The following is a 23,143-nucleotide window of genomic DNA, read 5'->3' on the forward strand; positions in this document are numbered from 1 at the left end:
TTCGACCATATCAATCATGTTCGACCAAGGCAATACTCGGGGGATTCGGTCTACGGTGGGCGTGGGAACTCTCGTCGAGAAAGATGTGGGGGCTGGGTGCGATGACCGGTGACGGCGATCTGCAGCGGGCGGTTGCTAACGAGTTCTCGGCACTGGCCGATCTGCTCGACGGAATCTCGGATGCGGAATGGGACACGCCGTCGCTGTGCGAGGGCTGGCGGATTCGAGAAGTGGTCGCGCATCTCACCATGGCGGCGCGATACTCCGAAGAGCAATTCATGGCGCGCCTGCGTGAGTGCGAGTTCGATTTCACCCGGCTCTCCAACGAGATCGCCCGTAGCGACGCCGAATTGGCGCCGGCGGAACTCGTCGCCAACCTGCGCTCGGACATCATGCGCCGGTGGACTCCGCCGGGCGGCGGCTATCACGGCGCGCTCAACCATGTGGTGATCCACGGTCTCGACGCCACCGTGCCGCTCGGCGTGTCGGGACGAGTGCCGGAGGAGACGATGCGCGTCGTTCTCAACGATCTCACGGCGGGCGGTGGGCACTCGAATTTCGGCATCGACATCGAGGGACGCGGCCTGCGGGCCACGGACCTCGAGTGGTCGTACGGGTCGGGCGCCGAATTACGGGGAACGGGCGAGGATCTCGCACTGATGATCTGCGGCCGCACGCTGCCCGCAGGACGGGTCGAGGGCGAACCTTTGTAGTCCGGTTCAGATACCCGGAATGAAGCCTGGGTAGACGAAGTGTCCGGGGCCTCCGCCGGGGAGGGTGGCGCCGAGGGATCCGGGGAAGTCCATGGACAACTTGACGAGTTTGTGTGGTTGCCCGTTCTGATCTGCTTGCCAGCAGTCGAGCAGCACGCCGTGGAATCCGGTGCAGACGATGCGGTTGGCGGTTCCGAACGGCGAGGTGAGCCGATTTGCGCTGACGAACGGATTCCAATAGTCGAGATCGGTGGGGGTGAGGAAGTTCTGGTTGTCGAACGGCGCGACCGGGCTGGGCTCGGTGGGTACCGGCGGCCATTCGTCGGCGGCGGCCACACCGGCGCTCCCGAGAAGGGGGGCGGCGGCGACGGCCACGGTCGCGGTGATCTGTGCGAATCGGCGAGTAGCGGTAGTCATCTCCACCAGGCCACAGTAAACCGGTGGCCGTTACTTACGTCCGCAAACCGGGATGGCGGCTGGCCAGGACGGGGACGAGGAGTTTGTTCGGCGCGAGGTGGGCGAACACGGAGGCGGCGCGATTCGCGAGGCCGGGGATGGCGATCATGTGCCCCTTGTCGAGGCCGTCGATTCCGGTCCTGGCCACGGATTCGGGGCTTTCCCACATGAAGCTGGGCAGTGCGGCTTCGGCGTCTTCCTTCGCGAAGCCGGCTGTCTCGCCGAATCCGGTGTCGACGGGTCCGGGGCAGAGGGCGGTCGCCGTGACGCCGGTGCCTTTCAGCTCGCCGGTGAGGCTCTCGGTGTAGGAGAGGACGAAGGCCTTGCCTGCGGCGTAGGCGGCTTGTCCGGGCAGCGGCTGGAACGCGGCCGTGGACGCGACGTTGAGGACGGCTCCCCGGCGCCGTTGCACCATGCCGGGCAGGGCGCGGCTGCAGAGGTCGGCGACGGCCATGACGTCGACCTCGATCATGTTCATCTCGGCGTCCGGATCGGACGCGGCCACGGGGCCGAGCGTGGACAGGCCGGCGTTGTTGACGAGGATGTCGAGGGTGAGTCCGAGGTCGCCCACCCGGTCGAGCAGTGTCGCGCGGGCCGAGCGGTCGGAGAGATCGGCACCCAGCACATGCGCCCGACCACCTGCGGCCCGTAGCTCGGTGGCCAGTTCCTCCAACTTCTCGGCCCGGCGGGCGACGAGCACCACCTGGTGACCGCGGCGGCTGAGTTCACGGCTGAGGGCCGCGCCGATCCCGGACGACGCTCCGGTGACGAGCGCGGTGCGATCGGCGGCAGGGGTGGGCAGACTCATGTGTCCAACCTACGTGCCGCCGTCGCAGGCGCAAGGGTTCACCGGTCAGGCGTGTGTTCCGCCGTCGATGCGGATCTCGGTTCCGGTGACGAACGCGCCGTCGTCGGAGGCGAGCATGGCGACGACTCCGGCGACCTGCTCGGGTCCGCCCATGGCCGCGCCACCGGATTCCAGGGTGGTGGGCAGGATGGGTGAGAGTTTGGCGAACAGGCTCCAATCGGCATCGGACGGAACGTATCCGGATGTGGCGTCGGTGATGCCGGTCTTGATGCTGCCGGGGGCGACACCGACGGCGCGCAGACCCTGCTTGCCGTATTCGAGAGCCAGCGCGTGGGTGAACGACTGGATGCCGCCCTTACTCGCGGCGTACGCGGCCATGTAGGGGTGGGCGAATGCGGCGGACGTGGAACTGAAGTTCACAACCACGCTGCGTTCGTTGCGTAGCAGCGCGGGTAGGCATTCGCGGATCATGAGGAACGTGCCGGTGAGGTTGATTCCGATCACCTGATTCCAGAGGTCCAGCGGCGTCTCGTGGGTGTGTGAGGCGCGGAGGATGCCCGCGGCGTTCACGAGTACGTCCAGTCCGCCGAGTTTCTCGACGCTGCGGCTCACACCGTCGATGACGGACTTCTCGTCGCCGATGTCGATTGCGGCGACGCTGAGGCGTCCCGCCGTGCCTGCCTCTTCGGCCAGTTCCGCCGTCCGCGCGAGGCCGTCCTCGGACACGTCGGCGGCCACGACGGTGCCGCCTTCCTCCAGCAGTCGGAGGGCGGTGGCCTGTCCGATACCCGACGCGGCTCCGGTCACCAGGATCCGCCGGTTGTCGAATCGATTCATCGTGTGCTCCTCGTGTGTTTCCGAATTCGATCTCATTGGCCCATGACGTATTTGACGGTCGGCCCGGCGGTCCATCCGCCGTCGACGGCCAGTTCCGCTCCGGTGACGTACGTGGACGCATCCGACAGCAGGAACCCGACGGCACCGGCGATCTCCTCGGGCACCCCGACCCGGGCCATGGGGGTGTTCGGGTAGTTGCCCTCGCCCTGCTGGATCCCGAGGCCCGCGGTCATCGGGGTGTACGTCATCCCGGGGTGGACGGAATTGACGCGGATCCGGTCGGTGCCCAGTTCCACGGCGGCGATCTTCGTGAGCCCGCGTACGCCCCACTTGGACGCGCCGTAGCCGGCGGTGAGCGCGAGTCCCATCAGCCCGGCGGCCGAGGAGATGTTGACGATCGATCCGCCGCCGGCGGCGCGCATCGGGCCGATCACGGCCTGCAGGCCGTTGAAGACGCCGGTCAGGTTGATGTCGAGGACCGTCCGGAAGTGCTCGAGCGGTTCGTGCTCGATGTATTGGCCGGTGGAGATGCCGGCGTTGTTGACGAGGCCGTCGACGCGTCCGAATTCGCTCGTCGCCATGTCGACCGCGGCCTGCCACTGCTGCGGGTCGGTGACGTCGAGGTGGCTGTACCGCGCCCGGTCGCCGAGCTTGTCGACGGTCGCGCGGCCGTCGTCGTCGAGAACGTCGCCGACCACGACGCTGCCGCCCTCTTCGACGATGCGCTGGGCGAAGGCTGCGCCGAGCCCCCGCGCCGCCCCGGTCACGATCACAACCTTTCCCGCCAGTTGCTGTGCGGTCTCGGTCATCTCAGCTCACATCCTCGTCGTCAAAGAGTCACGTTCGTCGGGCACGTCGGCTGCCGACGGCCCGAGTCTGCTGTGGGCGCCGCCGGCGGGAAACGGGTTCTCCCGGTGATCGGAACAACTCGTAGCCACGGGAAACGTCCGACCACTGTGATGTGGGTTACCCGCTGACGTTCCGGACATGCCGGACGAGCGGATCTCCCCGACAGCCCATCGAAAGGCTTCCCCTATGTCTCGACGCGTCACCTCCACCGCCGCGGTGCTGATCACCGGCAGCGTCCTGTTCGCGGGTTTCGGCACGCCTGCGCTCGCTTCGGCGGACCCACTGTCGCTGCCCGGAATCAGTCTTCCGGGATTCGGTTCGTCCGACTTCGGGAGCGCGGGCCCGGTCGTCGAGACACCGCGACTGGCGTCGGTCGACAACTTCCGCGACGTCGGGGGATCGGGCCGGGGGTACGCCACGGCCCGCGGCGGACACGTCACGAGGGGGCTGTTCTACCGTTCGAACGCGCTGGTTCCGAACGATCAGGATCTCGCCGTCCTGACCGGGCTCGGACTGACCGCGGTATACGACGTGCGGACCGTCGAAGAGGTGGCGGCGAAGCCCGACCGGCTCCCGGCGGGGCCGCGGTACCTCGGCATCCCCATCCTGTCGGGAGACCTGGGTGCCGCAGTCGCGCAATTGAAGTCGCCCGCCGACGCAGTCGCGTTCATGCAGCAGATGAACCGCAGCTTCGTCGACGACGCGGCGACCCGGGCCGGGTTCGCGCAGCTCCTGACGTCATTGGCCGACACCGACGGACCGCAGGTCTTCCACTGCACGGCGGGCAAGGACCGCACCGGCTGGGCGTCCGCGCTGCTGCTCTCCATCGCGGGCGTCCCGCAGGACACCATCTTCGACGACTATCTGCTCACCAACGAGTACACCGCCGCGTCGATGAAGGTCACGTACGACCAGATCGCCGCCAGCCGCGGCGAGGCGGTCGCGCAGATCTACCAGCCGCTGCTCGGCGTCGACCGGAGCTACCTCGAGGCCGGGCTCGGCCGGCTCACCGAGCAGTACGGCACGGTCGACCGCTATCTCACCGAGGGGCTCGGTCTGAGCGCGGCGACCGTCGACCGGCTCCGGGGCAAGCTGCTGAGCTGAGGTCAGGCGCCGATCGCGTCCGAGAGAGTCGTGAGCCGGCTGATCTCGGATGCGGTCAGGGTCACGGTGGGGGCGTCGAGCAGGGCGGGAAGTTGTTCGAGGCGGCTCGCGCTCGCGATCGGCGCGGTGATGCCGGGCCGGGTGAGGAGCCACGCCAGCGCGATGGTGGAGATCTCCGCCGAGTGTGTCTCGGCGATCTCGGCCAGGGCGTCGACGACGGCGAGGCCGGTCTCGGAGAAGTAGCGGGTCGCCATCCGCTGGCGGGGCTGACCGTCCAGGTCGGCCTGGGTGCGGTACTTGCCCGCCAGGAAGCCGGCGGCGAGCGAGTAGTAAGGGAAGACGCCCAGGCCGTTCTCGGTGGCGATCGCGGCCACCTCGGGCTCGTAGTCGTGGCGGTGCACCAGGTTGTAGTGGGGCTGCAGCGCGATCGGGGCCGCGAAGCCGTTCTCGGCCGTCAGGGACAGCCACTCGCGGATGCGCTCGGGTGAGTAGTTGGAGATGGCGACGTGGCGGACGAGCCCGTCGCGGACCAGTTCGTCGAACGCGCCGAGGGTGTCGACGAGGGGTGTGTCGGCGTCGTCGAAGTGGGCGTAGTAGACGTCGATGTGGTCGGTCTGCAGCCGCTTCAGGGATGCCTCCGCCGCCGCGCGGACGTTGGCGGGCGCCAGGCCCTTGAACTCCGGGTGCTGGCTGACCTTGGTGGCGATCACCATGTGGTCGCGGTTGCCGCGGGACGCCATCCAGTTGCCGAGGACGGTCTCGGACTCGCCGCCGGAGTTGCCCTCGGCGAACGCGGAGTACGAGTCCGCCGTGTCGACGAAGTTGCCGCCGCCTGCGGCGAAGGCGTCGAGGATCTCGAACGACGTCGGTTCGTCACTGGTCCAGCCGAAGGTGTTACCACCGAGGGCCAGGGGAAAGATGTCCAGATCCGAGTTGCCGATCGCGACCACGGGTGCTCCGTTTCTAGGTGTGTCCTGTCCGGGAATGTGCGAAGAGTTCGCCTGACGACGCTATCGCAGCCGCTAGGCGCACGCGCGTCCGGCTACCGGACACAGTCTCCTCGGCGACGGATACCGCCGCGAATCGGACATGTGTGCGCGATCCCCGCCCACCGCGACTCCGACGGCATACCGTAAAGGGGGTGCGTTCGTTCCGGCGAGACACGGAGTTGAGTGATGCAGGACCAGTCGATCGATGACCTCTTGAACACGGGCCTGTTCGTCGACGGGCAGTGGATCCGCTCCAGCTCCGGGGAGACCCGGGACTGCATCAATCCGGCCGACGGTTCGGTGGTCGCCACCGTCGACGAGGCCTCCCCGGAGGACGCGACCCGCGCAGTCGCCGCGGCCCGCACGGCCTTCGACGAGGGAACCTGGCCCCGCACACCCGTCGCCGAGCGCACGGCGTTGGTCGCGAGGATCGCCGATCTCCTCGAGCGCGACAAGGAGACCCTCGCACGCATCGAGACGCTCGACACCGGAAAGACTCTGGAGGAGAGCAGGATCGACATCGACGACGTGGTGTCGGTGTTCCGGTACTACGCGCAACTCGCCGCGGTCGAAGCCGACAATCTTGTCGATGTCGGTCGGCCCGAGGTGATCAGCCGGGTGGTGCGCGAGCCGATCGGCGTGTGCGTGCTCATCGCGCCGTGGAACTACCCGCTGCTGCAGATCTCGTGGAAGGTGGCGCCCGCGCTGGCCGCCGGATGCACCATGGTTCTCAAACCGAGCGAGGTGACCCCGCTCAGCACCATCGCGTTCACCGCGCTGATCGCCGAGGCAGGTGTCCCCGCGGGGGTGGTGAACCTCGTGCAGGGCAGCGGCGCGGTCCTGGGTGCCGCACTCACGGGCACCCCCGACGTCGACTTCATCTCGTTCACCGGCGGGCTGGCCACCGGGCGCGTCATCCTCGAGACCGCGGCGAAGAACGTCACCAAGGTGGCAGTGGAACTCGGTGGCAAGAATCCGCACATCGTCTTCGCGGACGCGGACGGAGACGACTCGGTGGACCAGGTGCTCACGGGAGTGTTCCTGCATTCCGGTCAGGTGTGTTCGGCGGGAACCCGCCTGATCATCGAGGAGTCCATCGCCGACCGGTTCGTCGCCGCGCTCGCCGCACGGGCGGAAAAGATCCGGATGGGCAACGGTCTCGATCCGGCGAGCCGAACCGGCCCGCTGGTATCGGAGGCCCACCGGGAGAAGGTCGAAAGGTACGTGGCGCTCGGCCTCTCCGAGGGTGCCCGGTTGGTGACCGGGGGAGCCCGCCCCTCCGATCCCGCGTTGGCGGACGGGAGCTACTACCTGCCCACCATCTTCGACCACTGCGACCGCACCATGCGGCTCGTGCAGGAGGAGACGTTCGGACCGATCCTCACCGTCGAGCGTTTCACCACGGAGGAGGAGGCGCTGCGACTGGGCAACGACACCGAGTACGGCCTCGCCGCGGGCGTCCGGACCGCCGACAGCGCGCGGGGTGAGCGGATGGTGCGGGGTCTGCGTCACGGCACGGTGTGGCTCAACGACTTCGGCTACTACACCGCGGCCGCCGAGTGGGGCGGCTTCAAGATGTCGGGGAACGGGCGCGAACTCGGCCCCACCGGTCTGGCGGAATACCAGGAGACCAAACATATCTGGCACAACACCTCGCCCACGGCGGCGGGGTGGTTCGACAACGGCTAGGTCGGCGCACGGAGAGGCGAGAGAACCATGGCTACTCGGCACGGAGCAGTGGGTGACGGAGGTGCGCCGGGGGACAGTGGACTCGGCGAACTGGGGTACAAACAGGAATTGGACCGCAGCCTCGGCAAATTCGCCAGTTTCGCGGCGGGAGTCAGCTACATCTCGATTCTCACCGGCACGTTCCAGTTGTTCTACTTCGGGTTCGGCACCGCGGGGCCGGCGTATCTGTGGTCCTGGCCGATGGTGTTCGTCGGGCAGATGGCGGTCGCCCTGTGTTTCATGGAACTCGCCGCCAAGTACCCCGTGGCCGGCTCGGTCTACAACTGGGCCAAGCTGCTCGGCAGCAGGATCGTGGGTTGGTCGTCGGGCTGGCTGATGCTCACCGCGTCGATCGTGACCCTCTCCGCCGTCGTGCTCGCGCTGCAACTCAACCTGCCGAGGCTGTGGAGCGGGTTCCAGATCGTCGGTGACGGCAGCGGTGAGTACGACTTCGCCACGAATGCCGTCATTCTCGGCACCGTCATGATCGCGTTCACCACTGCGGTCAACGCGTTCGGCGTCAAACTGATGGCTCTCATCAACAGTTCGGGTGTGTTCGTCGAACTGATCGCGGCCGTCCTCATCGCCATCATCCTCGCTGCCAACATCACTCGCGGTCCGGACGTGTTCTTCTCCACCCACGGTTACGGCGCCGGGGAGAGCGGCGGCTACCTGACCGTCTTCCTCGTGGCGTCACTCGCGTCCGGGTACGTGATGTACGGATTCGACACCGCGAGTTCGCTCGGCGAGGAGACCGTCGACCCACGACGGACGGCGCCCAAGGCGATCCTGCGGGCGATCCTCGCCTCGTTCGTGATCGGCGGGGCGATCCTGGTGTTCGCCGTCATGTCGGCCCCCGACCTCGAGGATCCGCTGATCGGCAGCAGTGAGGGCGGCCTGCAGTACATCGTCGAGCAGGTGATGTGGGGACCGCTCGGGAAGGTCTTCCTGGTCTGCATCGTCGTCGCGGTCACGGTGTGCTCCCTCGCCGTGCACGCCGCGGCCATCCGGCTCACGTTCGCGATGGCCCGCGACAACGCGCTGCCCTTCGGGGAGCGTCTGGCCCACGTCAACCCGAAGCATCAGACGCCCGTGGTCCCCGCCATCGTGATCGGTGTGCTCGCGGCGTTCATCCTCGTGATCAACATCGGCCAGCCCCAGATCTTCACGGTGCTGACGTCGATCGCGATCATCATGATCTACCTGGCGTACCTCATGGTCACCGGTCCGCTGCTGAAGAAGCGACTGCAGGGGCACTGGCCGCCGAAGGAACTCGCGGAGAGCGGCTATTTCACGATGGGCCGGTGGGGGCTTCCGGTGAACATCTTCGCCGTGCTGTGGGGAGTGGGGATGGCGCTCAATCTGGCGTGGCCGCGCCCCGAGGTGTACGGCACTCCCTGGTACAACACGTGGGGTGCGTTCGTCTACATCGGCATCATTCTCGGGCTCGGCCTCCTCTGGTATGCGGTGAAGGGCCGCAACCACATCGGATGCCTCGCCTCGCATGCGGCGTCGTCGAAGGACGAGGCGGAGAGTGAACTGCCGTGACGGACACCGTGTTCGACTATGTGATCGCCGGCGGCGGAACGGCCGGATGTGTGCTCGCCGCGCGGCTCAGCGAGGACCCTTCGGTGACCGTCTGCCTCGTGGAAGCCGGGCCGTCCGACGTCGATGACCGCAACGTCCTCGAGCTGTCGCAGTGGATGCACTTGCTGGACTCCGGATACGACTGGGACTACCCGGTGGAGCCGCAGGAGAAGGGCAACAGCTTCATGCGTCACGCCCGCGCCAAGGTGCTCGGCGGATGCTCCTCCCACAACTCGTGCATCGCGTTCTGGCCACCTGTCGAGACACTCGACGACTGGGCGGCGGCCGGCGCCACCGGCTGGGCCGCGAAGGACGTCTTGCCGCTCGTGGCGCGGGTCGAGAACAACGACGCCCCCGGCGAGCAGCACGGCCGCAGCGGTCCGGTGCGGTTGCGCGACGTCCCGCCGCACGACCCCTGCGGCGTCGCCCTGCTCGAGGCCGCGGCGAAGGTCGGGTTGCCCACCGTGCAGTTCAACCGGGGCACGACAGTGCTCGACGGGGCGGGGTGGTTCCAGATCAACGCGTCCGAGGACGGCACGCGCATGTCGACGTCGCACGCCTATCTGCATCCGATTCTCGGGTCCCGCCCCAATCTCGACGTGCGCACCGACTGCTGGGTCAGCGAGATCGTCATCGACGATGCGCTGACGGCCACCGGCGTGCGGTACCAGCGCCCCGATCTCACCGGGTACGACACCGTCTCCGCGCGCCGCGAGGTGATCGTCACGGCCGGGGCCATCGACACGCCGAAGCTGTTGATGCTCTCGGGTATCGGGCCGACGGTGCACCTGCGCGAGATGGGTGTGCAGGTTCGGGTCGACGCTCCCGGCGTCGGGCAGAACCTCGACGATCACGTCGAGGGGCTGGTGTTCTGGGATGCGTCCCGGCCGATGGTCGAGACGTCCACGCAGTGGTGGGAGATCGGACTGTTCGCCACCACCGAGGAGGGGCTGAACCACCCGGACCTGATGATGCACTACGGCAGCGTGCCGTTCGACATGAACACCCTCCGGTGGGGATACCCCACCACGGACAACGGTTTCTGCCTCACCCCGAACGTCACGCAGGGACTCTCCCGCGGAACGGTGCGACTCCGCTCCCGCGACTTCCGGGATCGTCCCAGAGTGGATCCCCGGTATTTCACCGACCCGGACGGTCACGACGAGGCCGTGATGGTCGCCGGGATCCGGCTGGCGCGCCGCATCGCCGAGCAGGAGCCTCTCCGCGGCTGGATCACGAGGGAACTGGCCCCTGGGCCGGAGGCGGTCACCGACGACGAACTGGTCGACTACGCGCACCGGACGCACAACACGGTGTACCACCCCGCCGGGACCGCCAGGATGGGTGCGGCCACCGACCCGATGGCCGTCCTCGATCCGGAACTGCGGGTGAAGGGCGTCCGCAATCTGCGGGTGGTGGATGCGTCCGCCATGCCGAAACTGCCCTACGTCAATCCCAACATCACGGTCATGACGATGGCCGAGAAGTGCGCCGATCTGATCCGCGGGACCTGAAATTGCAGGCCCCTCGTGAGGCCGCGTGGTTCGAGGACGGTACGCACGGGGTGATCGGTCCAACGGGTCGCGTCACGAATCATTTCGCCACGAACGGCTAGCTCGTGTCTAGGTGTGACTAGGCGAATGTCTGTGTTCTCTGACCAGCTCGTCGAGAAGGCTGAAGTGACGACCGGGCGGCGTCGGCGGTAAAGCGCGGAACACCGTCCGCGTGCTGACTATTTCGTCTGCCGCCGACGTAGTGAAAGGGACTCTCGTGCCGACCGACACCACTGCAGTATCCGGACGAGGCCCTTCGGAGTCAGCGGGAATACAGCTACATGCCGACGGTGATTCCACTGGCTGGCAGGCGCGTGCCGCGTGCCGGGGTACCGACCTGGCGGTGTTCTTCTCGCCTGACAATGAGCGCGGCCACGCCCGTGACCGGCGCGAAGCGCAGGCCCGGCAGATTTGCCAATCCTGCCCCGTGCTCGTGCAATGTCGCGATCACGCGCTCGGCGCGGGTGAACCCTACGGAGTCTGGGGTGGCATGACGGAAGCGGACCGCCGAAAGCACACCCAGCGACTCCGCCGCGGTGAGCGTCGATCGCTCGGGTCCCCGCATCTGCGACCTGTGGCCGGCCGCACCGCGGATGTGACGGTCCGCATCTAGGCCCTGCGTGAACCGCTGGGTACTTTGAAGTCCTACTATCTCCCCAATACTGGTAGAGAGACGGAAGGGCACGTCATGAATTCTCCTGAACCGATCGTGGTAGTCGACGGCGCGAGGACCCCGATCGGCAGCTTCGGTGGTGCGTTCAAGGACGTGCCCGCCCACGAACTGGGTGCCACCGCCGCGAAGGCCGCGCTCGACCGTGCCGGGGTGCCGGGTGAGGACATCGACGAGGTGGTGATGGGCTGCATCGGTCAGGTCGGGCCGGACGCCTACAACGCCCGCCGCGTCGCCCTGGCCGCGGGACTTCCGGAGAAGACGCCGGCGTACACCGTCAACCGGCTGTGCGGGTCCGGGCTGCAGGCGGTCTGGTCGGCGGCGCAGCAGATGCGCTGGGGTGGGGTGGACTTCGCCCTCGCCGGCGGCGACGAGAGCATGTCGCGGATGCCGTTCTACGACTTCTCCGCCCGCTCGGGCTACAAGCTCGGTGACCGCACACTCGTGGACGGCACGGTCGCGATCCTGACCGACCCGTTCGGTGGCGTGCACATGGGCCGCACCGCCGAGGCCGTCGCCCGCAAGTACGACGTGAGCCGGCAGCAGCAGGACGAGTTCGCCGTCGAATCCCAGCGCCGCGCCGCCTCGGAGGCGGCGCGGGCCGCGTTCGCCGAGGAGATCACCCCGGTGCAGATCGGGGGCCGCCGCCCGAAGACGATCGAGGTCGACGAGCACCCCAAGCCCGACACCACCCTCGAGACCCTCGCGAAGCTGCGGCCGGCGTTCGAGGAGGGCGGCTCGGTGACCGCGGGCAACGCGTCCGGTATCAACGACGGCGCCGCGGCGCTGGTGCTGGCCACGGCGTCCGCGGCGCAGGAGAAGGGTCTGACCGGGCTGGTGACGCTCGAGGCCGTCGCGACCGCGGCGATGGACCCGGCCCTGATGGGGTACGCCCCCGTGCTGGCGCTGGCGAACCTGTTCGAGCAGACCGGCACCACCCCCGGCGACATCGACGTGATCGAGCTGAACGAGGCGTTCGCATCGCAGGCGGTCGCGGTGATCCGGGACGCGAAGCTGAACCCGGAGAAGACCAACCCGTACGGCGGTGCGATCGCTCTGGGTCACCCGGTCGGGGCGACCGGCGCGATCCTGAGCCTGCGCGTGGCGAAGGACCTGGTGCGCCGCGACCTCGAACTCGGCATCGTCACCATGTGCATCGGCGGCGGACAGGCCCTCGCCGCGCTCTTCCGGCGCATCTAGAAACAGGGCAGACGATGAAGAAGCACACACCGTCCTGGCACGACGACGAGGTGAAGGCCCTGTCCGAGCTCGCGGTCGGGTTCTTCGAACGCGAGGTGGTCGCGCACAACGAGAAGTGGGACGCCCAGCACCGCATCGACCGTCAGGTGTGGCTCGAGGCAGGCAAGCTCGGGTTGCTGTGCTGCTCGATCCCGGAGGAGTACGGCGGCGGCGGGGGCACGTTCGCCCACGACCTCGCCGTCTTCGAGGCCCAGGGCTACGCCGGTGACCTCGCGCTCGGCATCTCCGTGCATTCCGGCATCGTCGCGCACTACCTCAACGAGTACGGCACCGAGGAACAGAAGAAGACCTGGCTGCCGGGGATGGCGACCGGGGAGATCCTCGGTGCCATCGGCATGACCGAGCCCGGCGCCGGCTCGGACCTCAAGGCGATCAAGACCACCGCCATCCGCGACGGCGACGACTACATCGTCAACGGGTCGAAGACGTTCATCACCAACGGCGCGTCCGCCGACCTGATCGTGCTGGCGGTCAAGACCGACCCGAAGGCCGGCGCAAAGGGGGTGGCGCTGCTGATCGTCGATCTGCGGGACTGTCCCGGGTTCGCCGTCGGGCGCGTGCTGGACAAGGTCGGTCAGCACGGCGCCGACACGTCGGAGTTGTCGTTCACCGACGTGCGAGTGCCGGTGGCGAATCTGCTCGGCGAGGAGGGGCAGGGTTTCGGGCAGTTGATGGCGCAATTGGTGCAGGAGCGGTTGATCATCGGGGCGCAGGCGTCCGGGGCGATGACTCGTGCGGTGGAGGACACCGTCGCGTACACGAAGTCGCGGCAGGCGTTCGGGCACAGTCTGTTCGAGTTCCAGAACACGGCGTTCGAGCTCGCCGAGTGTCAGACCATCGCCCGCACGTGTGCGGTGTTCCTGGACCATTGCATCGAGGCGCACCTGCGCGGGGAACTGGACCCGTCCGAGGCGGCGATGGTCAAGTACTGGCTCACCGAGCAGCAGTGCGCGGTGATCGACCGGTGCGTGCAGTTGCACGGCGGGTACGGGTACATGCGCGAGTACCTGATCGCCCGGATGTACGAGGACGCCCGCGTCCAGAAGATCTACGCGGGCGCCAACGAGGTGATGAAGGGAATCATCGCGAAGTCGCTGTAGCCGACGCGGGCTCACGCGACACGTCGTACGCCGATTCGTCGAACCGGCCGAGTCGCTGCCGCATGCGGTCGGTCGACCACGGCCAGTTGAAGCTGTTGCGGCCGTTGACGTCGAGGAAGTAACTCTGGCAGCCACCGGCGTTGTAGACGGTGGTGGCCAGGGCCTCCTGGACTCGAGCGTTGAACGCGTCCTGCACTTCCCGGCGCGGTTCCATCCTGGTCCACCCGTTGTTCCGGGCCTGGGTGACGGCCTGAATCAGGTATTCGAGCTGCGCCTCGAGGATCATGAACGCCGACGTGTGGCCGGTGCCCAGCGCCGGTCCGAGGAGGACGAACGCGTTGGGGAATCCCGCGACGGTGGTGCCGAGATAGGCCTGCGGGCTGCCCTTCCAGTGATCGTCGAGGCTGCGGCCCTCGCCGTCGAACACCCTGGAACCGATCGGCATGTCGAGGATGTGGAAGCCGGTGCCGAAGATGATGGCGTCCACTTCCCGTTCGGCGCCGTCGCTGCCGACGACGACGTTTCCGCGCACCGACTGCACGGCGTTGGCGAGCACCTCGACGTTGGAGCGGGTGAGCGCGGGGTAGTAGGTGTTGGACAGCAGCAGTCGCTTGCAGCCGAGCGTGTAGTCGGGGGTCAAAGCCTTGCGGAGCTTCGGATCCCGTACCTGTGCCCGGAGTTGCGCCTTGCCGACCTGCTGGATCATCCGGAGGATCCACGGATGCCGGAAACCGAGTCCGAGCGATTCCATGATCGCGTACTCGACGCGTCGCAGCGCACGGATGGCACCCGGCACACGGCGCAGGATCGCGCGTTCGACACCGGGCAGAGTGTGATCGGGTTTCGGTAGCACCCACTGCGCGGTGCGCTGGTAGAGATGCAGCGACTCGACCGTCGGCTGAATCGCGGGGACGAATTGCACAGCGGATGCACCGGTTCCGACGACGGCGACGCGTTTGCCGGTGAGGTCGTAGGTGTGATTCCAGCGGGAGGAATGGAACACCTCGCCGGTGAAGGTGTCCAGTCCGGGGATGGCGGGAACGAGCGGTTCGTTCCACGGTCCGGCCGCGGCGATGACGGCGTTCGCGGTGAACGTGCCCGCGGACGTGTCCACCGTCCACCGCCTGCTCTGCTCGCTCCACTGGGCGCGCTGCATCTCGGTGCCGAACTTCACGTGTGCGGGCACCCCGTGTTCGGCGGCGGTGCGCTCGATGTATTGGCGGATCTCCTCCTGTCCGGCGAACAACCGCGACCACTCCCGGTTGGGTGCGAACGAGTAGGAGTACAGAGCCGAGGGGACGTCGCACGCGCAGCCCGGGTAGGTGTTGTCACGCCAGGTCCCGCCCAGCGCGTCCCCCTTCTCGAGGACGGCGAAGTTGTCGATTCCGCTCTGTTTCAGACGAATTGCGGCTCCGATGCCGGAGATCCCGGCACCGACGATGAGGATGTCGTAATGCTTCATGCGCGTACTCCGTTCGCAAGCTGAGCGCGGGTGGTGACGAGGGAATGTTCGAGTGTGGCGAGTCGGCGCCGGCCGTCCATGAAGTTCGGGCCCATGACGGCGAGGTCCTCGGCGGTCGCGTCGAGCCGTATCACCCGGGTGCCTGCCGCCTCCAGCTTCGCGATCTCGGCGTCCAGTCCGGAACTCATCCAGTTCCGCAACATCAGGCGTTCGATGCGCGCCGCCCCACGGCCGGTGATGCGGCCCGTCGACGCCATCGGTGCCAGCACGACCACCTCGTCGAGTGCGAGGGGTAGCACCAGGTCGGCGGATGCCGTGGACACCGCGCCGCCGTCGACGAGCCGGCGGCCGCCGATGGGGACCGGGGGATACCAGCCGGGAATCGCCCACGACGCCCGCAGGGCTTCGGGCAGGGTGGCGGTCGGTGCGCCGGGTGAGCCGAACGCGACGCGCTCTCCCGTGTCGTAGTCCATGCTCACCAGCCACGTCGCCGGGTGGCGCACCCAGCCGGAGTCGCAGGCGAACCGCTGTGCGAGCCGGTCGAGCCAGGCGGCATCGCCGCGGCCGCGGGGGAGGAGTCCGCTCGCGGCGGTCACGGGTGGGAGTCCGCGGCGCAACAAGCCGGGCGAACCGAGGCCCGGCCTGGGGAGCGGCGGGAACCGTCCCGGTGCGGCGGCGAGGTGCCCGTCGAGCGCCGGGTGGGTGGGCCCACCGAGTTGCATGGCGAGCAGTTCGTCGACGCCGGCCCCGCCGCCCAGCATGGTGACGAGTTCGGCGCCCGCGGACGTTCCCACGAGTACGTCGGCGTCGCGCGGGTCCCAGCCCAGCGCGTCGCTCACGGCGACCAGCGCCGCCACGGTCCAGGCTGCGCCGAGCGTGCCGCCGCAACCGATCACCAGTCCGCGGCTGAGTTGTATGTCACTCGAAGTCATATCTAGAAGCTATCAGAAACCAGATACCGGCGGTATATGAAAAATGGAATATTCTCGCAGGGGCTTCGAAGAAAGGGTGAGCATGGCGCGATTGACCAGGTCGGAGAGTCAGGCGCGCACGCGGGCGCATCTCGTCGCGACCGCACGCGACCTCTTCCTGGCCGACGGGTACGCGGCAACGTCGCTCGAAAAAGTGGCCGACGAGGCCGGCTATTCGAAGGGCGCGGTGTACTCCAACTTCAAGAACAAGAAGGAGCTGTGCCTCGAGGTGCTCGGGCTCATCCACACCACCAAGGGGCAGGAGATCGCGGAAGCGCTCGGCGGCGGCGGCACGATGGAGGAGCGGCTCGAGGCGTTCCAGGCCTGGGCCGAGAAGACGCTCGGCGACGTCGGGTGGACCATGCTGGAGTTCGAGCTGATCGTGTTGTCCCGCCACGATCCCGAACTCCGCGACGCACTGACCGCCACTCTCGGGGTCGCGCGGGAGATCACGGTGACGCTGCTGAAGTCGTTCACCGACTCACTCGGGGTCGTCCTGCCGGTGCCCGCGGAGGACGCGGCCGGCAGCATCCTCAGTCTCGGTGTCGGACTGGGTATTCAGCGCGCCATCGACCCCACCATCTCTGCTCGGGTGGTCACCGACAATCTGCGGGTGCTGCTTGCGGTATCGCAGCCGAGTGAACTCTAGATCCGTCAGAGCCAGTCGCGTCGGCGGAACAGGATGTAGAGCAGGCTGGCCGACGTCACGATCACGATGGTGCTGGCGATCATTCCCGACAGCTGCCCGACTCCGGGGAACAAGACGTTCTGACCGAACCACCCGGTCACCGCGGTGGGAACCGCGATGATGGCCGCCCAACCGGTGAGCTTCTTCATGACGGTGTTGAGCCGGGCATCCTGGAGCGACAGATTCGTCTCGAAGACGGTCACCACCATGTCGCGCAACGACTCCGTCCACTCCGCGGCGCGCGTCACGTGGTCGTAGAGGTCGGTGTACAAGCCGTCGAGAACCGGCGACTTGTCGCGGTCGGATTCGGCCCGCCCGCGCATGACGGCGCCCACCACCTCCCGCATCGGCAGGACGACGCGACGCAGTTGCACCAGTTCCTTCCGCAGCCGGTACGTACGCTGCTGAATCTCCCGGGTCCGCGCGGACTCGTCGAACAAACCCTCCTCGAGCGCTTCGATCGCGTCGTCGATCGTCTCGATCGTCTCGAACTGCCCGTCCACGATCGCGTCGAGCAGGCCGTGCAGGAGCGCGAGTGCGCCGGAACCCGGTGTGAGCAGTGCGGGGTCCTCCTCCCAGCGCTCCACCACCTGCGACATGTCGAATCGATCGTCCCGCCGCACCGTGATGATCCCGTTCGACACCACGAACGCGGAGATACGGCTGAGCCGAAGCCGAGAATCGAGGACGCCGAGTGTGCTGACGTCGCCGGTATCGAACCAGGTGGCATACGCGGTCACGAACGCATGGCCCGCATAGCGTGTCGCCTTCGGCCGCTCACCTCGGGCGACGGCATCCTCGATGGCATTCGGATCGAGCGACCACTCGGCCGCAAGCTCGGTCAGGCACTCGTGGTCGGGATCGCACAGATCGACCCAGACGAGCGCATTCTCGTCCTTCACTTGTTCGGACACGTCGGCAAGCGGGAAATCCTTGCCCACGCACTCGCCACCGCGCCACACACGGGTCTGCACCAGGTTGAGGGTCACGCGTCCAGTCTGCCGAACCAGCCCGGCAGGGAAGCGGTTATGACGCGCGCTCGGACGAATAGCCCCACAGCCAGTCGGTGTACTGGTAGCTCGACGTATCGCGGGTGCGGAACAATTCGTTGCGGGCGATGCGGGCAGTGCCGTCGAGGTGCCACAGCTCGCCCCACATGCGTCCGGTGGTGAGGATGCGGTTGCAGCGCGGTGCGCGTTCGGTGTTGACCTCCTTCAGGATCTGCGGCCACGCGGAATTCCCGCCTGCGGAGAAGTCTTCGGCGGCATAGTCGGCGAGGCACTTCGCGTCCTCGATCGCCATCACGGCTCCCGAGGCCAGGTACTGCAGCGGCGGGTGCGCGGCGTCGCCGAGCAGGATCATCCGCCCGTCCACCCAGTTCTCGATCGGCTCGCGGTCGTACATCGGCCACCAGCGGTCCTTCCACAGGTAGTCGATGCCGCGGCGGACGTTCTCGTGGCAGTGCGCGTAGGCCTGTTCGAGTTCCTCGGGGCCACCCCAGTTCTCGATTCCATCCTTGTAACCGGGCGATTCGAACACCGCGACCTGGTTGAGCATCTCACCGCCGCGCAACGGGTACTGGATGAAATGGCACTGCGGTCCGATGTAGCCGACCACGTCCTCGATGTCCTCGTCGAGTTCCACGTCCTGGTACGGGGTGGTGCCCCGGTAGGCGGCGTAGCCGGAGGACACGGGCTCGTCGTCCGAGATCTTCGCCCGCAACCGGGATTTGAGGCCGTCCATGCCGAGCGCGATGTCCGCCTCGTGGGTGCGGCCGTCGTCGGTGCTGACGATCACCTTGTCGCCGTCGGTGATCACGTCGGTGACGGTGACGCCCGTGTGCAGTTCGGCGCCCGCAGCCCGCGCGGCGTCGACGAGTGTCGCGTGCAGGTCGCTGCGATGGGTCACGAAATACGGTCCGCCGTAGCGGGCGCGGAATTCGGCGCCGAGGTCGATCTTGGTGAGTACCTCGGCGGTGATCGCGTCGCGGAACACGATGTTCTTCGGCAGGAAGGCCCGGGAGAGAACGTCGTCGAGTACGCCCCAGGAGTCGAGGATGCGGGCGCCGTGCGGTCCGACCTGCAGTCCGGCGCCGACCTCACCGAATTCGGTGGCCCGTTCGAACAACGTGACGTTCGCGCCCTTCCGGGCGAGGGCGAGGGCGTTGGCCGCGCCGCCGATCCCGCCCCCGGCGATGATGATGTGCGCGTCCTGCAGGTTCGACATGACAGTTCCTTCGTTTCGAGCGTTCGGGGCAGGTGAGTGGCAATGCGTGCCGGGGCACACGGTGGCACTCACGTGGGGGAGGGGAAGCGTCGCCAGATCACGGTGAGCAGCAGCGCGGCGACGAGGGCGCTGACGCCGAAGAGGATGAAGTTGGAATCCGCGCCGAGTCCGGCGGCCAGGAGCCAGCCACCGATCTGCGGTGCGGCGACGGCTCCGACGCGGCCGACGCCGAGCGCCCAGCCGAGGGCCGTGCCCCGGAGGTAGTCGGGGTAGTAGGACGCGACCGCCGCGATGATGAGGCACTGAGTTCCGTGTGTCCCGACGCCGGCGAGCACGAAAATGACGTAAACCAACGCGACCGGTGGGGCGGTGAGCAACGTCAGCAACGCGATACCCGCGAGGAGAGCGGCGACGATGCTCGTGGGGATCGTGCCGAACCGGACACCGCCCCACGCGGTGACGAACGAGCCCGCCACGGCGCCGAGGTTGAGTGCGAGGGCGAACGTGAGCGCGCTGCCGAGATCGGTGCCCTCGCCCTGCATGAGTTTGGGCAGCCACGTGCCAAGGCCGTACCAGGCGAGCAGGGTGACCACCGTGGCGAGCGCGAACATGATGCTGACGGACCGGAACCGGGTACCGAGCAGTGCGCTGAAGCCGGTTGCCGGCCGCACCTCCGTCGAGGTCACCGCGGCAGTGTGGTCGGGCAGCGTCTTCCACGCGATCGGCACCAGCAGGATCAGCGGGACGAGGGCGAAGGCGAACATCGGCTGCCAACCCCAGTTCGGGATGACGGGGATGCCGATCAGTGCCGCGATCGAACCGCCGATGGGAACACCGGACATCATCATCGTGGCTACCGCGGCGCGCCACTTCGCAGGAATCAGTTCTGCGGCAAGTGCATTGGAGGTGGGAACGAGGCCGCCCAGGCCGAGTCCGGCGATCAGACGCAATGCGCCGAACATGACGGGTCCGGTCGCCAGCGCACACAGTGCGGTGAACACGGACAGGATGATCGCGCATCCGATCACCGCGCGCTTGCGTCCCACCACGTCGGAGAGGCGTCCCGCGAGCACCGCGCCGATCATCATCCCGAGAAATGCGAGGCTGCCGAGCGTGCCCGCGGTCGCGGCGCTGATGCCCCACTCCTTCTGCAGGCTCGGGATGACGTTGCCGTAGACGATGAGGTCGTAGCCGTCGAAGACCACGAAGAGCCAGCAGACGACGACGGCGATCGCGGCGTTGCGGTCCAATCCGACGCGGTTCGCCGGTGGCGCCGCGGAGGTGGCAGTGAGCGGCATGAATCGAGGGTGATGCGGCGCACAGCTCCCGTGCAATAAAGTTCTGCTGTGCAGAAGAAGCGAACGATCGAAAAGCCGACGTACATGCTGGAGTCCGTCGACAACGCGTTGCGCCTGCTGCAGATGCTGCGCGACGTCGGCGGACTGCGACTCAAGGACGCTGCGGAGGAACTCGGCATCGCGCCGTCCACCGCGCACCGGTTGCTGGCGATGCTGGTGTACCGAGGGTTCGCCGTTCAGGACGAGAAACGCGTGTACCACCCCGGGTCGGCGATGGGCGCCGGCCCGGCCCAGCGCGGGTGGACGCGCGAGTTCAACGACCTGTGCCGGCCTCACATGGAAGCCCTCGCGATCCTGTGCGGCGAGACCGTCAACCTCGTGATCCGCGTCGGCACTCAGGCGCGCTTCCTGTCGTCCGCCGAGTCGACGGGAATGTTGCGCGTCGGCGACCGTCAGGGGCAGGTGCTCGACGCGGAATTGACTGCGGGAGGGCGCATTCTGCTGGCGGAGTTGCCGAGGGAGACCCTCGAGCAGCTGTACCTGCGGCCCGCGGATCTGGCCGACGACGACCGTGAGTGGGGTGACCGCCGCCTGTCGCCCGACGACTTCGAGCGGTTCCGGCGAGAACTGTCCGCCGCCCGCGCCGTCGGATTCGCCCTCAACGTGCAGCAGACCGAGGAAGGGGTCGCGGCGTTCGGCGTCGCGATCCGGAACCGGGCTCGCACGGCGGTCGGGGCGCTGACGGTGGCCGTGCCGATCACCCGTTTCCGCCAGCACTCGCAGGGGCCGTTGGTGTCGCAGATCAAGAACGCGATCCGCGAACTCGAGGTGGACATCGCCGACCTCGAACCCTGACCGAGTTTCTGCACAGAAGAATTCGCTATCCGCCGGGACGCCGACCCTCCTAGCGTCGACGCCATGACCGCTACCGAACCGCACGTCGACGACGCTCCGGAGCTGAAACAGCTCTATACCGATTTCGAGGCCGAGCACCTGAATCCGTTGTGGACCCAGCTCGGTGATCTGATGCCGATGACGCCGACGTCGCGGGCGGTGCCGTTCGTGTGGAAGTGGTCGACGTTGTATCCGTTGGCGCAGCGGGCCGGGGATCTGGTGCCGGTCGGCCGGGGCGGGGAACGCCGGGCGATCGCCCTGGCGAACCCCGGGTTGGATGGCGTCCCCTATGTGACGCCGACGTTATGGGCGGCGATTCAGTACCTCGGCCCGAAGGAGGTGGCGCCCGAGCACCGGCACGCGCAGAACGCGTTCCGGTTCGTCGTCGAGGGGGAAGGGGTGTGGACGGTGGTCAACGGGGACCCGGTCGCGATGCGGCGCGGCGACTTCCTGCTGACCCCGGGCTGGCATTTCCACGGCCACCACAACGAAACCGATCAGCCGATGGCCTGGATCGACGGCCTCGACATCCCGTTCGTGCACTACACCGACACCGGGTTCTTCGAATTCGGATCCGAGAACGTCACCGACGACTCCACCCCGGACGTGTCCCGGTCGGAACGGTTGTGGGCGCATCCGGGGCTGCGACCGCTGGTCGGGTTGGACGCGAAAACGTCCTCGCCGATCGCGGCGTACCGGTGGGAGCACACCGACGCCGCACTGCGCGAGCAACTGGCACTCGAGGACGAGGGGTTTGCGGCGACCACCGAACCCGGCCACGCCGCGGTCCGCTACACCAACCCGACCACCGGCGGCGACGTGATGCCCACCATCCGCGCCGAGTTCCACCGCCTCCGCGCCGGCGCCCGCACCCGGCCCCGCCGCGACGTCGGGTCCACCGTCTACCAGGTGTTCGACGGTTCCGGGCGGTTCGTCCTCGGCGGCGAGGCCCGCACCGTGTCCACGGGGGACATGATCGTCGTCCCGTCCTGGACGGAGTGGTCGATCGAGGCCGACACCGAGTTCGACCTGTTCGCGTTCTCCGACGCCCCGATCGTCGAGCGCCTGCACTTTGACCGCACATTCATCTCCGAAGGAGCCTGACAATCCCATGAAGCTTGCCACCCTGCGCCGCGGCGGTGCGACCGTCGCCGTCCGCGTCGATTCCGACACCACCGGCACGATCATCGACGGGTTCGCGGACCTGTCCGCCCTGCTGACCGACCCGGACTGGAGGTCGCTCGCGGACAACGCGTCCGGTGCCACCGTCGACCTCGACGGCGCCGACTACGCCCCGGTGGTCCCGCACCCGGGGAAGATCATCTGCGTCGGGTTGAACTACGCGAACCACATCCAGGAGATGGGCCGGGATCTGCCGCAGTATCCGACGCTGTTCGCGAAGTTCAAGGAAGCGTTGACCGGCCCGTACGACGACGTGATCGTCCCGTCCTATGCCGCCGCCCAGCTGGACTGGGAGGGGGAGTTGGCGTTCGTCGTCGGCCGGCAGGCGTACCAGGTGCCCGAGGCCGACGCCGAGTCCTACATTGCCGGGTATTCGGTGATGAACGATTACACGATGCGCGACTACCAGTACCGGACGCTGCAGTGGGATCAGGGCAAGACGTTCGAGAAGACCAGCGGCTTCGGGCCGTTCCTGACGACCACCGACTCCTACACGTTCGGCGGGACACTGGAGACGACACTGGAGGGGCAGGTGGTGCAGTCCACCACCACCGACGATCTGGTGTTCACCCCGGCCAGGCTGGTGGAGTACATCTCGCACATCGTGACGTTGCAGCCCGGGGACGTGGTGATCACCGGCACCCCCGGCGGGGTCGGGCACGCCCGCAAGCCCGGTCTCTACATTCAGGACGGGCAGACCGTGGAGGTCACCATCGAGGGCCTGGGCACCGTCCGCAACACGACGATCGTCAAGTAAGGATGCACCCG

Annotated in this window: 22 protein-coding genes; 12 read left to right on the top strand and 10 right to left on the bottom strand. The window is 67.7% G+C overall.

Translation table 11 applies throughout. The annotated features are described in order from the left end of the window. The first annotated feature begins 101 nt into the window (after window positions 1-101). Window positions 102-713, top strand: a complete 612-nt coding sequence (locus DTA22_RS29975) for a maleylpyruvate isomerase family mycothiol-dependent enzyme (protein ID WP_112301918.1) — start codon at window positions 102-104, stop codon at window positions 711-713. A gap of 6 nt (window positions 714-719) precedes the next feature. Here the strand turns inward: DTA22_RS29975 and DTA22_RS29980 are convergent, their stop codons facing one another. From DTA22_RS29980 to DTA22_RS29995, 4 genes are read right to left on the bottom strand one after another with little or no spacing between them, the layout of a single operon-like run. Beyond that, window positions 720-1,130: a hypothetical protein gene (locus tag DTA22_RS29980; RefSeq protein WP_112301838.1), complete on the bottom strand. Its 411-nt coding sequence runs from the start codon at window positions 1,128-1,130 to the stop codon at window positions 720-722. A gap of 34 nt (window positions 1,131-1,164) precedes the next feature. Next, a complete protein-coding gene (locus DTA22_RS29985) occupies window positions 1,165-1,977 on the bottom strand; it encodes an SDR family NAD(P)-dependent oxidoreductase (RefSeq protein WP_112301839.1) in 813 nt (270 codons plus the stop codon). A 45-nt stretch (window positions 1,978-2,022) separates the two neighbouring features. Beyond that, on the bottom strand, window positions 2,023-2,814 hold the full coding sequence (locus DTA22_RS29990; RefSeq protein WP_112301919.1) for an SDR family NAD(P)-dependent oxidoreductase: 792 nt from the start codon (window positions 2,812-2,814) through the stop codon (window positions 2,023-2,025). A 32-nt stretch (window positions 2,815-2,846) separates the two neighbouring features. Then, window positions 2,847-3,623 carry an SDR family oxidoreductase gene (locus tag DTA22_RS29995; protein ID WP_112301840.1) on the bottom strand — a complete coding sequence of 259 codons (777 nt, stop codon included), beginning with the start codon at window positions 3,621-3,623 and terminating at the stop codon, window positions 2,847-2,849. A 226-nt stretch (window positions 3,624-3,849) separates the two neighbouring features. Between DTA22_RS29995 and DTA22_RS30000 the strand changes: the two genes are divergently transcribed. Continuing rightward, window positions 3,850-4,767, top strand: coding sequence for a tyrosine-protein phosphatase (locus DTA22_RS30000; RefSeq protein ID WP_112301841.1), 918 nt, complete (start codon window positions 3,850-3,852; stop codon window positions 4,765-4,767). 2 nt (window positions 4,768-4,769) lie between these two features. Here the strand turns inward: DTA22_RS30000 and DTA22_RS30005 are convergent, their stop codons facing one another. Next, on the bottom strand, window positions 4,770-5,717 hold the full coding sequence (locus DTA22_RS30005; protein WP_112301842.1) for an aldo/keto reductase: 948 nt from the start codon (window positions 5,715-5,717) through the stop codon (window positions 4,770-4,772). A gap of 225 nt (window positions 5,718-5,942) precedes the next feature. Between DTA22_RS30005 and DTA22_RS30010 the strand changes: the two genes are divergently transcribed. From DTA22_RS30010 to DTA22_RS30035, 6 genes are all read left to right on the top strand, one after another. After that, entirely contained in the window at window positions 5,943-7,445 is a 1,503-nt protein-coding gene (locus tag DTA22_RS30010; RefSeq protein WP_112301843.1) for an aldehyde dehydrogenase family protein, read from the top strand. A 27-nt stretch (window positions 7,446-7,472) separates the two neighbouring features. Next, a complete protein-coding gene (locus DTA22_RS30015) occupies window positions 7,473-9,032 on the top strand; it encodes an APC family permease (protein ID WP_112301844.1) in 1,560 nt (519 codons plus the stop codon). Then, entirely contained in the window at window positions 9,029-10,585 is a 1,557-nt protein-coding gene (locus tag DTA22_RS30020) for a GMC family oxidoreductase (RefSeq protein ID WP_037238623.1), read from the top strand. Before DTA22_RS30015 ends, DTA22_RS30020 begins: the two co-directional genes overlap by 4 nt. 382 nt (window positions 10,586-10,967) lie before the next feature. Beyond that, window positions 10,968-11,237 (top strand): WhiB family transcriptional regulator, encoded by a 270-nt coding sequence (locus DTA22_RS30025; RefSeq protein WP_281272510.1) that lies wholly within the window; start codon window positions 10,968-10,970, stop codon window positions 11,235-11,237. Between the two features lie 75 nt (window positions 11,238-11,312). Beyond that, on the top strand, window positions 11,313-12,494 hold the full coding sequence (locus DTA22_RS30030; RefSeq protein WP_112301845.1) for a thiolase family protein: 1,182 nt from the start codon (window positions 11,313-11,315) through the stop codon (window positions 12,492-12,494). A gap of 14 nt (window positions 12,495-12,508) precedes the next feature. After that, complete coding sequence (locus DTA22_RS30035; protein WP_037238631.1) at window positions 12,509-13,654, top strand: acyl-CoA dehydrogenase family protein; 1,146 nt, start codon at window positions 12,509-12,511, stop codon at window positions 13,652-13,654. Here the strand turns inward: DTA22_RS30035 and DTA22_RS30040 are convergent. Both DTA22_RS30040 and DTA22_RS30045 read right to left on the bottom strand, forming a co-directional pair. Continuing rightward, window positions 13,635-15,116 (bottom strand): flavin-containing monooxygenase, encoded by a 1,482-nt coding sequence (locus DTA22_RS30040; RefSeq protein ID WP_037238634.1) that lies wholly within the window; start codon window positions 15,114-15,116, stop codon window positions 13,635-13,637. The two genes, DTA22_RS30035 and DTA22_RS30040, sit on opposite strands and share 20 nt — an antisense overlap. After that, window positions 15,113-16,048: a patatin-like phospholipase family protein gene (locus DTA22_RS30045; protein WP_112301846.1), complete on the bottom strand. Its 936-nt coding sequence runs from the start codon at window positions 16,046-16,048 to the stop codon at window positions 15,113-15,115. Before DTA22_RS30045 ends, DTA22_RS30040 begins: the two co-directional genes overlap by 4 nt. Window positions 16,049-16,130: 82 nt before the next feature. Here DTA22_RS30045 and DTA22_RS30050 point away from each other — a divergent pair, with 82 nt between their 5' ends. Next, window positions 16,131-16,736: a TetR/AcrR family transcriptional regulator gene (locus DTA22_RS30050; protein ID WP_112301847.1), complete on the top strand. Its 606-nt coding sequence runs from the start codon at window positions 16,131-16,133 to the stop codon at window positions 16,734-16,736. 5 nt (window positions 16,737-16,741) lie between these two features. On the opposite strand, the gene DTA22_RS30055 is transcribed toward DTA22_RS30050, so the two are convergent. From DTA22_RS30055 to DTA22_RS30065, 3 genes are all read right to left on the bottom strand, one after another. Continuing rightward, complete coding sequence (locus tag DTA22_RS30055; protein WP_112301848.1) at window positions 16,742-17,764, bottom strand: magnesium transporter CorA family protein; 1,023 nt, start codon at window positions 17,762-17,764, stop codon at window positions 16,742-16,744. Between the two features lie 37 nt (window positions 17,765-17,801). Continuing rightward, a complete protein-coding gene (locus DTA22_RS30060; protein ID WP_037238649.1) occupies window positions 17,802-19,001 on the bottom strand; it encodes an FAD-dependent monooxygenase in 1,200 nt (399 codons plus the stop codon). A gap of 68 nt (window positions 19,002-19,069) precedes the next feature. Then, a complete protein-coding gene (locus tag DTA22_RS30065; RefSeq protein WP_112301849.1) occupies window positions 19,070-20,299 on the bottom strand; it encodes an MFS transporter in 1,230 nt (409 codons plus the stop codon). Window positions 20,300-20,347: 48 nt separating this feature from the next. Here DTA22_RS30065 and DTA22_RS30070 point away from each other — a divergent pair, with 48 nt between their 5' ends. The 3 genes from DTA22_RS30070 (at window position 20,348) to DTA22_RS30080 (ending at window position 23,132) form a co-directional block, all read left to right on the top strand. Beyond that, window positions 20,348-21,154, top strand: coding sequence for an IclR family transcriptional regulator (locus DTA22_RS30070; protein ID WP_112301850.1), 807 nt, complete (start codon window positions 20,348-20,350; stop codon window positions 21,152-21,154). A 63-nt stretch (window positions 21,155-21,217) separates the two neighbouring features. Beyond that, complete coding sequence (locus DTA22_RS30075; RefSeq protein ID WP_112301851.1) at window positions 21,218-22,297, top strand: cupin domain-containing protein; 1,080 nt, start codon at window positions 21,218-21,220, stop codon at window positions 22,295-22,297. Between the two features lie 7 nt (window positions 22,298-22,304). Continuing rightward, a complete protein-coding gene (locus DTA22_RS30080) occupies window positions 22,305-23,132 on the top strand; it encodes a fumarylacetoacetate hydrolase family protein (protein WP_112301852.1) in 828 nt (275 codons plus the stop codon). The last annotated feature ends 11 nt before the right edge of the window (window positions 23,133-23,143 follow it).

It is taken from the genome of Rhodococcus wratislaviensis, assembly GCF_900455735.1.
GTDB classification, from domain to species: domain Bacteria; phylum Actinomycetota; class Actinomycetes; order Mycobacteriales; family Mycobacteriaceae; genus Rhodococcus_F; species Rhodococcus_F wratislaviensis.

Bases quoted from the DNA above. Each gene is read 5' to 3' on its own strand.
- DTA22_RS30015 (WP_112301844.1), top strand. From the start codon at position 7,473: ATGGCTACTCGGCACGGAGCAGTGGGTGACGGAGGTGCGCCGGGGGAC.
- DTA22_RS30075 (WP_112301851.1), top strand. From the start codon at position 21,218: ATGACCGCTACCGAACCGCACGTCGACGACGCTCCGGAGCTGAAACAG.
- DTA22_RS30000 (WP_112301841.1), top strand. From the start codon at position 3,850: ATGTCTCGACGCGTCACCTCCACCGCCGCGGTGCTGATCACCGGCAGC.
- DTA22_RS29995 (WP_112301840.1), bottom strand. From the start codon at position 3,623: ATGACCGAGACCGCACAGCAACTGGCGGGAAAGGTTGTGATCGTGACC.
- DTA22_RS30035 (WP_037238631.1), top strand. From the start codon at position 12,509: ATGAAGAAGCACACACCGTCCTGGCACGACGACGAGGTGAAGGCCCTG.
- DTA22_RS29985 (WP_112301839.1), bottom strand. From the start codon at position 1,977: ATGAGTCTGCCCACCCCTGCCGCCGATCGCACCGCGCTCGTCACCGGA.
- DTA22_RS30065 (WP_112301849.1), bottom strand. From the start codon at position 20,299: ATGCCGCTCACTGCCACCTCCGCGGCGCCACCGGCGAACCGCGTCGGA.
- DTA22_RS30030 (WP_112301845.1), top strand. From the start codon at position 11,313: ATGAATTCTCCTGAACCGATCGTGGTAGTCGACGGCGCGAGGACCCCG.
- DTA22_RS29980 (WP_112301838.1), bottom strand. From the start codon at position 1,130: ATGACTACCGCTACTCGCCGATTCGCACAGATCACCGCGACCGTGGCC.
- DTA22_RS30060 (WP_037238649.1), bottom strand. From the start codon at position 19,001: ATGTCGAACCTGCAGGACGCGCACATCATCATCGCCGGGGGCGGGATC.
- DTA22_RS30010 (WP_112301843.1), top strand. From the start codon at position 5,943: ATGCAGGACCAGTCGATCGATGACCTCTTGAACACGGGCCTGTTCGTC.
- DTA22_RS30080 (WP_112301852.1), top strand. From the start codon at position 22,305: ATGAAGCTTGCCACCCTGCGCCGCGGCGGTGCGACCGTCGCCGTCCGC.
- DTA22_RS30045 (WP_112301846.1), bottom strand. From the start codon at position 16,048: ATGACTTCGAGTGACATACAACTCAGCCGCGGACTGGTGATCGGTTGC.
- DTA22_RS29975 (WP_112301918.1), top strand. From the start codon at position 102: ATGACCGGTGACGGCGATCTGCAGCGGGCGGTTGCTAACGAGTTCTCG.
- DTA22_RS30040 (WP_037238634.1), bottom strand. From the start codon at position 15,116: ATGAAGCATTACGACATCCTCATCGTCGGTGCCGGGATCTCCGGCATC.
- DTA22_RS30050 (WP_112301847.1), top strand. From the start codon at position 16,131: ATGGCGCGATTGACCAGGTCGGAGAGTCAGGCGCGCACGCGGGCGCAT.
- DTA22_RS29990 (WP_112301919.1), bottom strand. From the start codon at position 2,814: ATGAATCGATTCGACAACCGGCGGATCCTGGTGACCGGAGCCGCGTCG.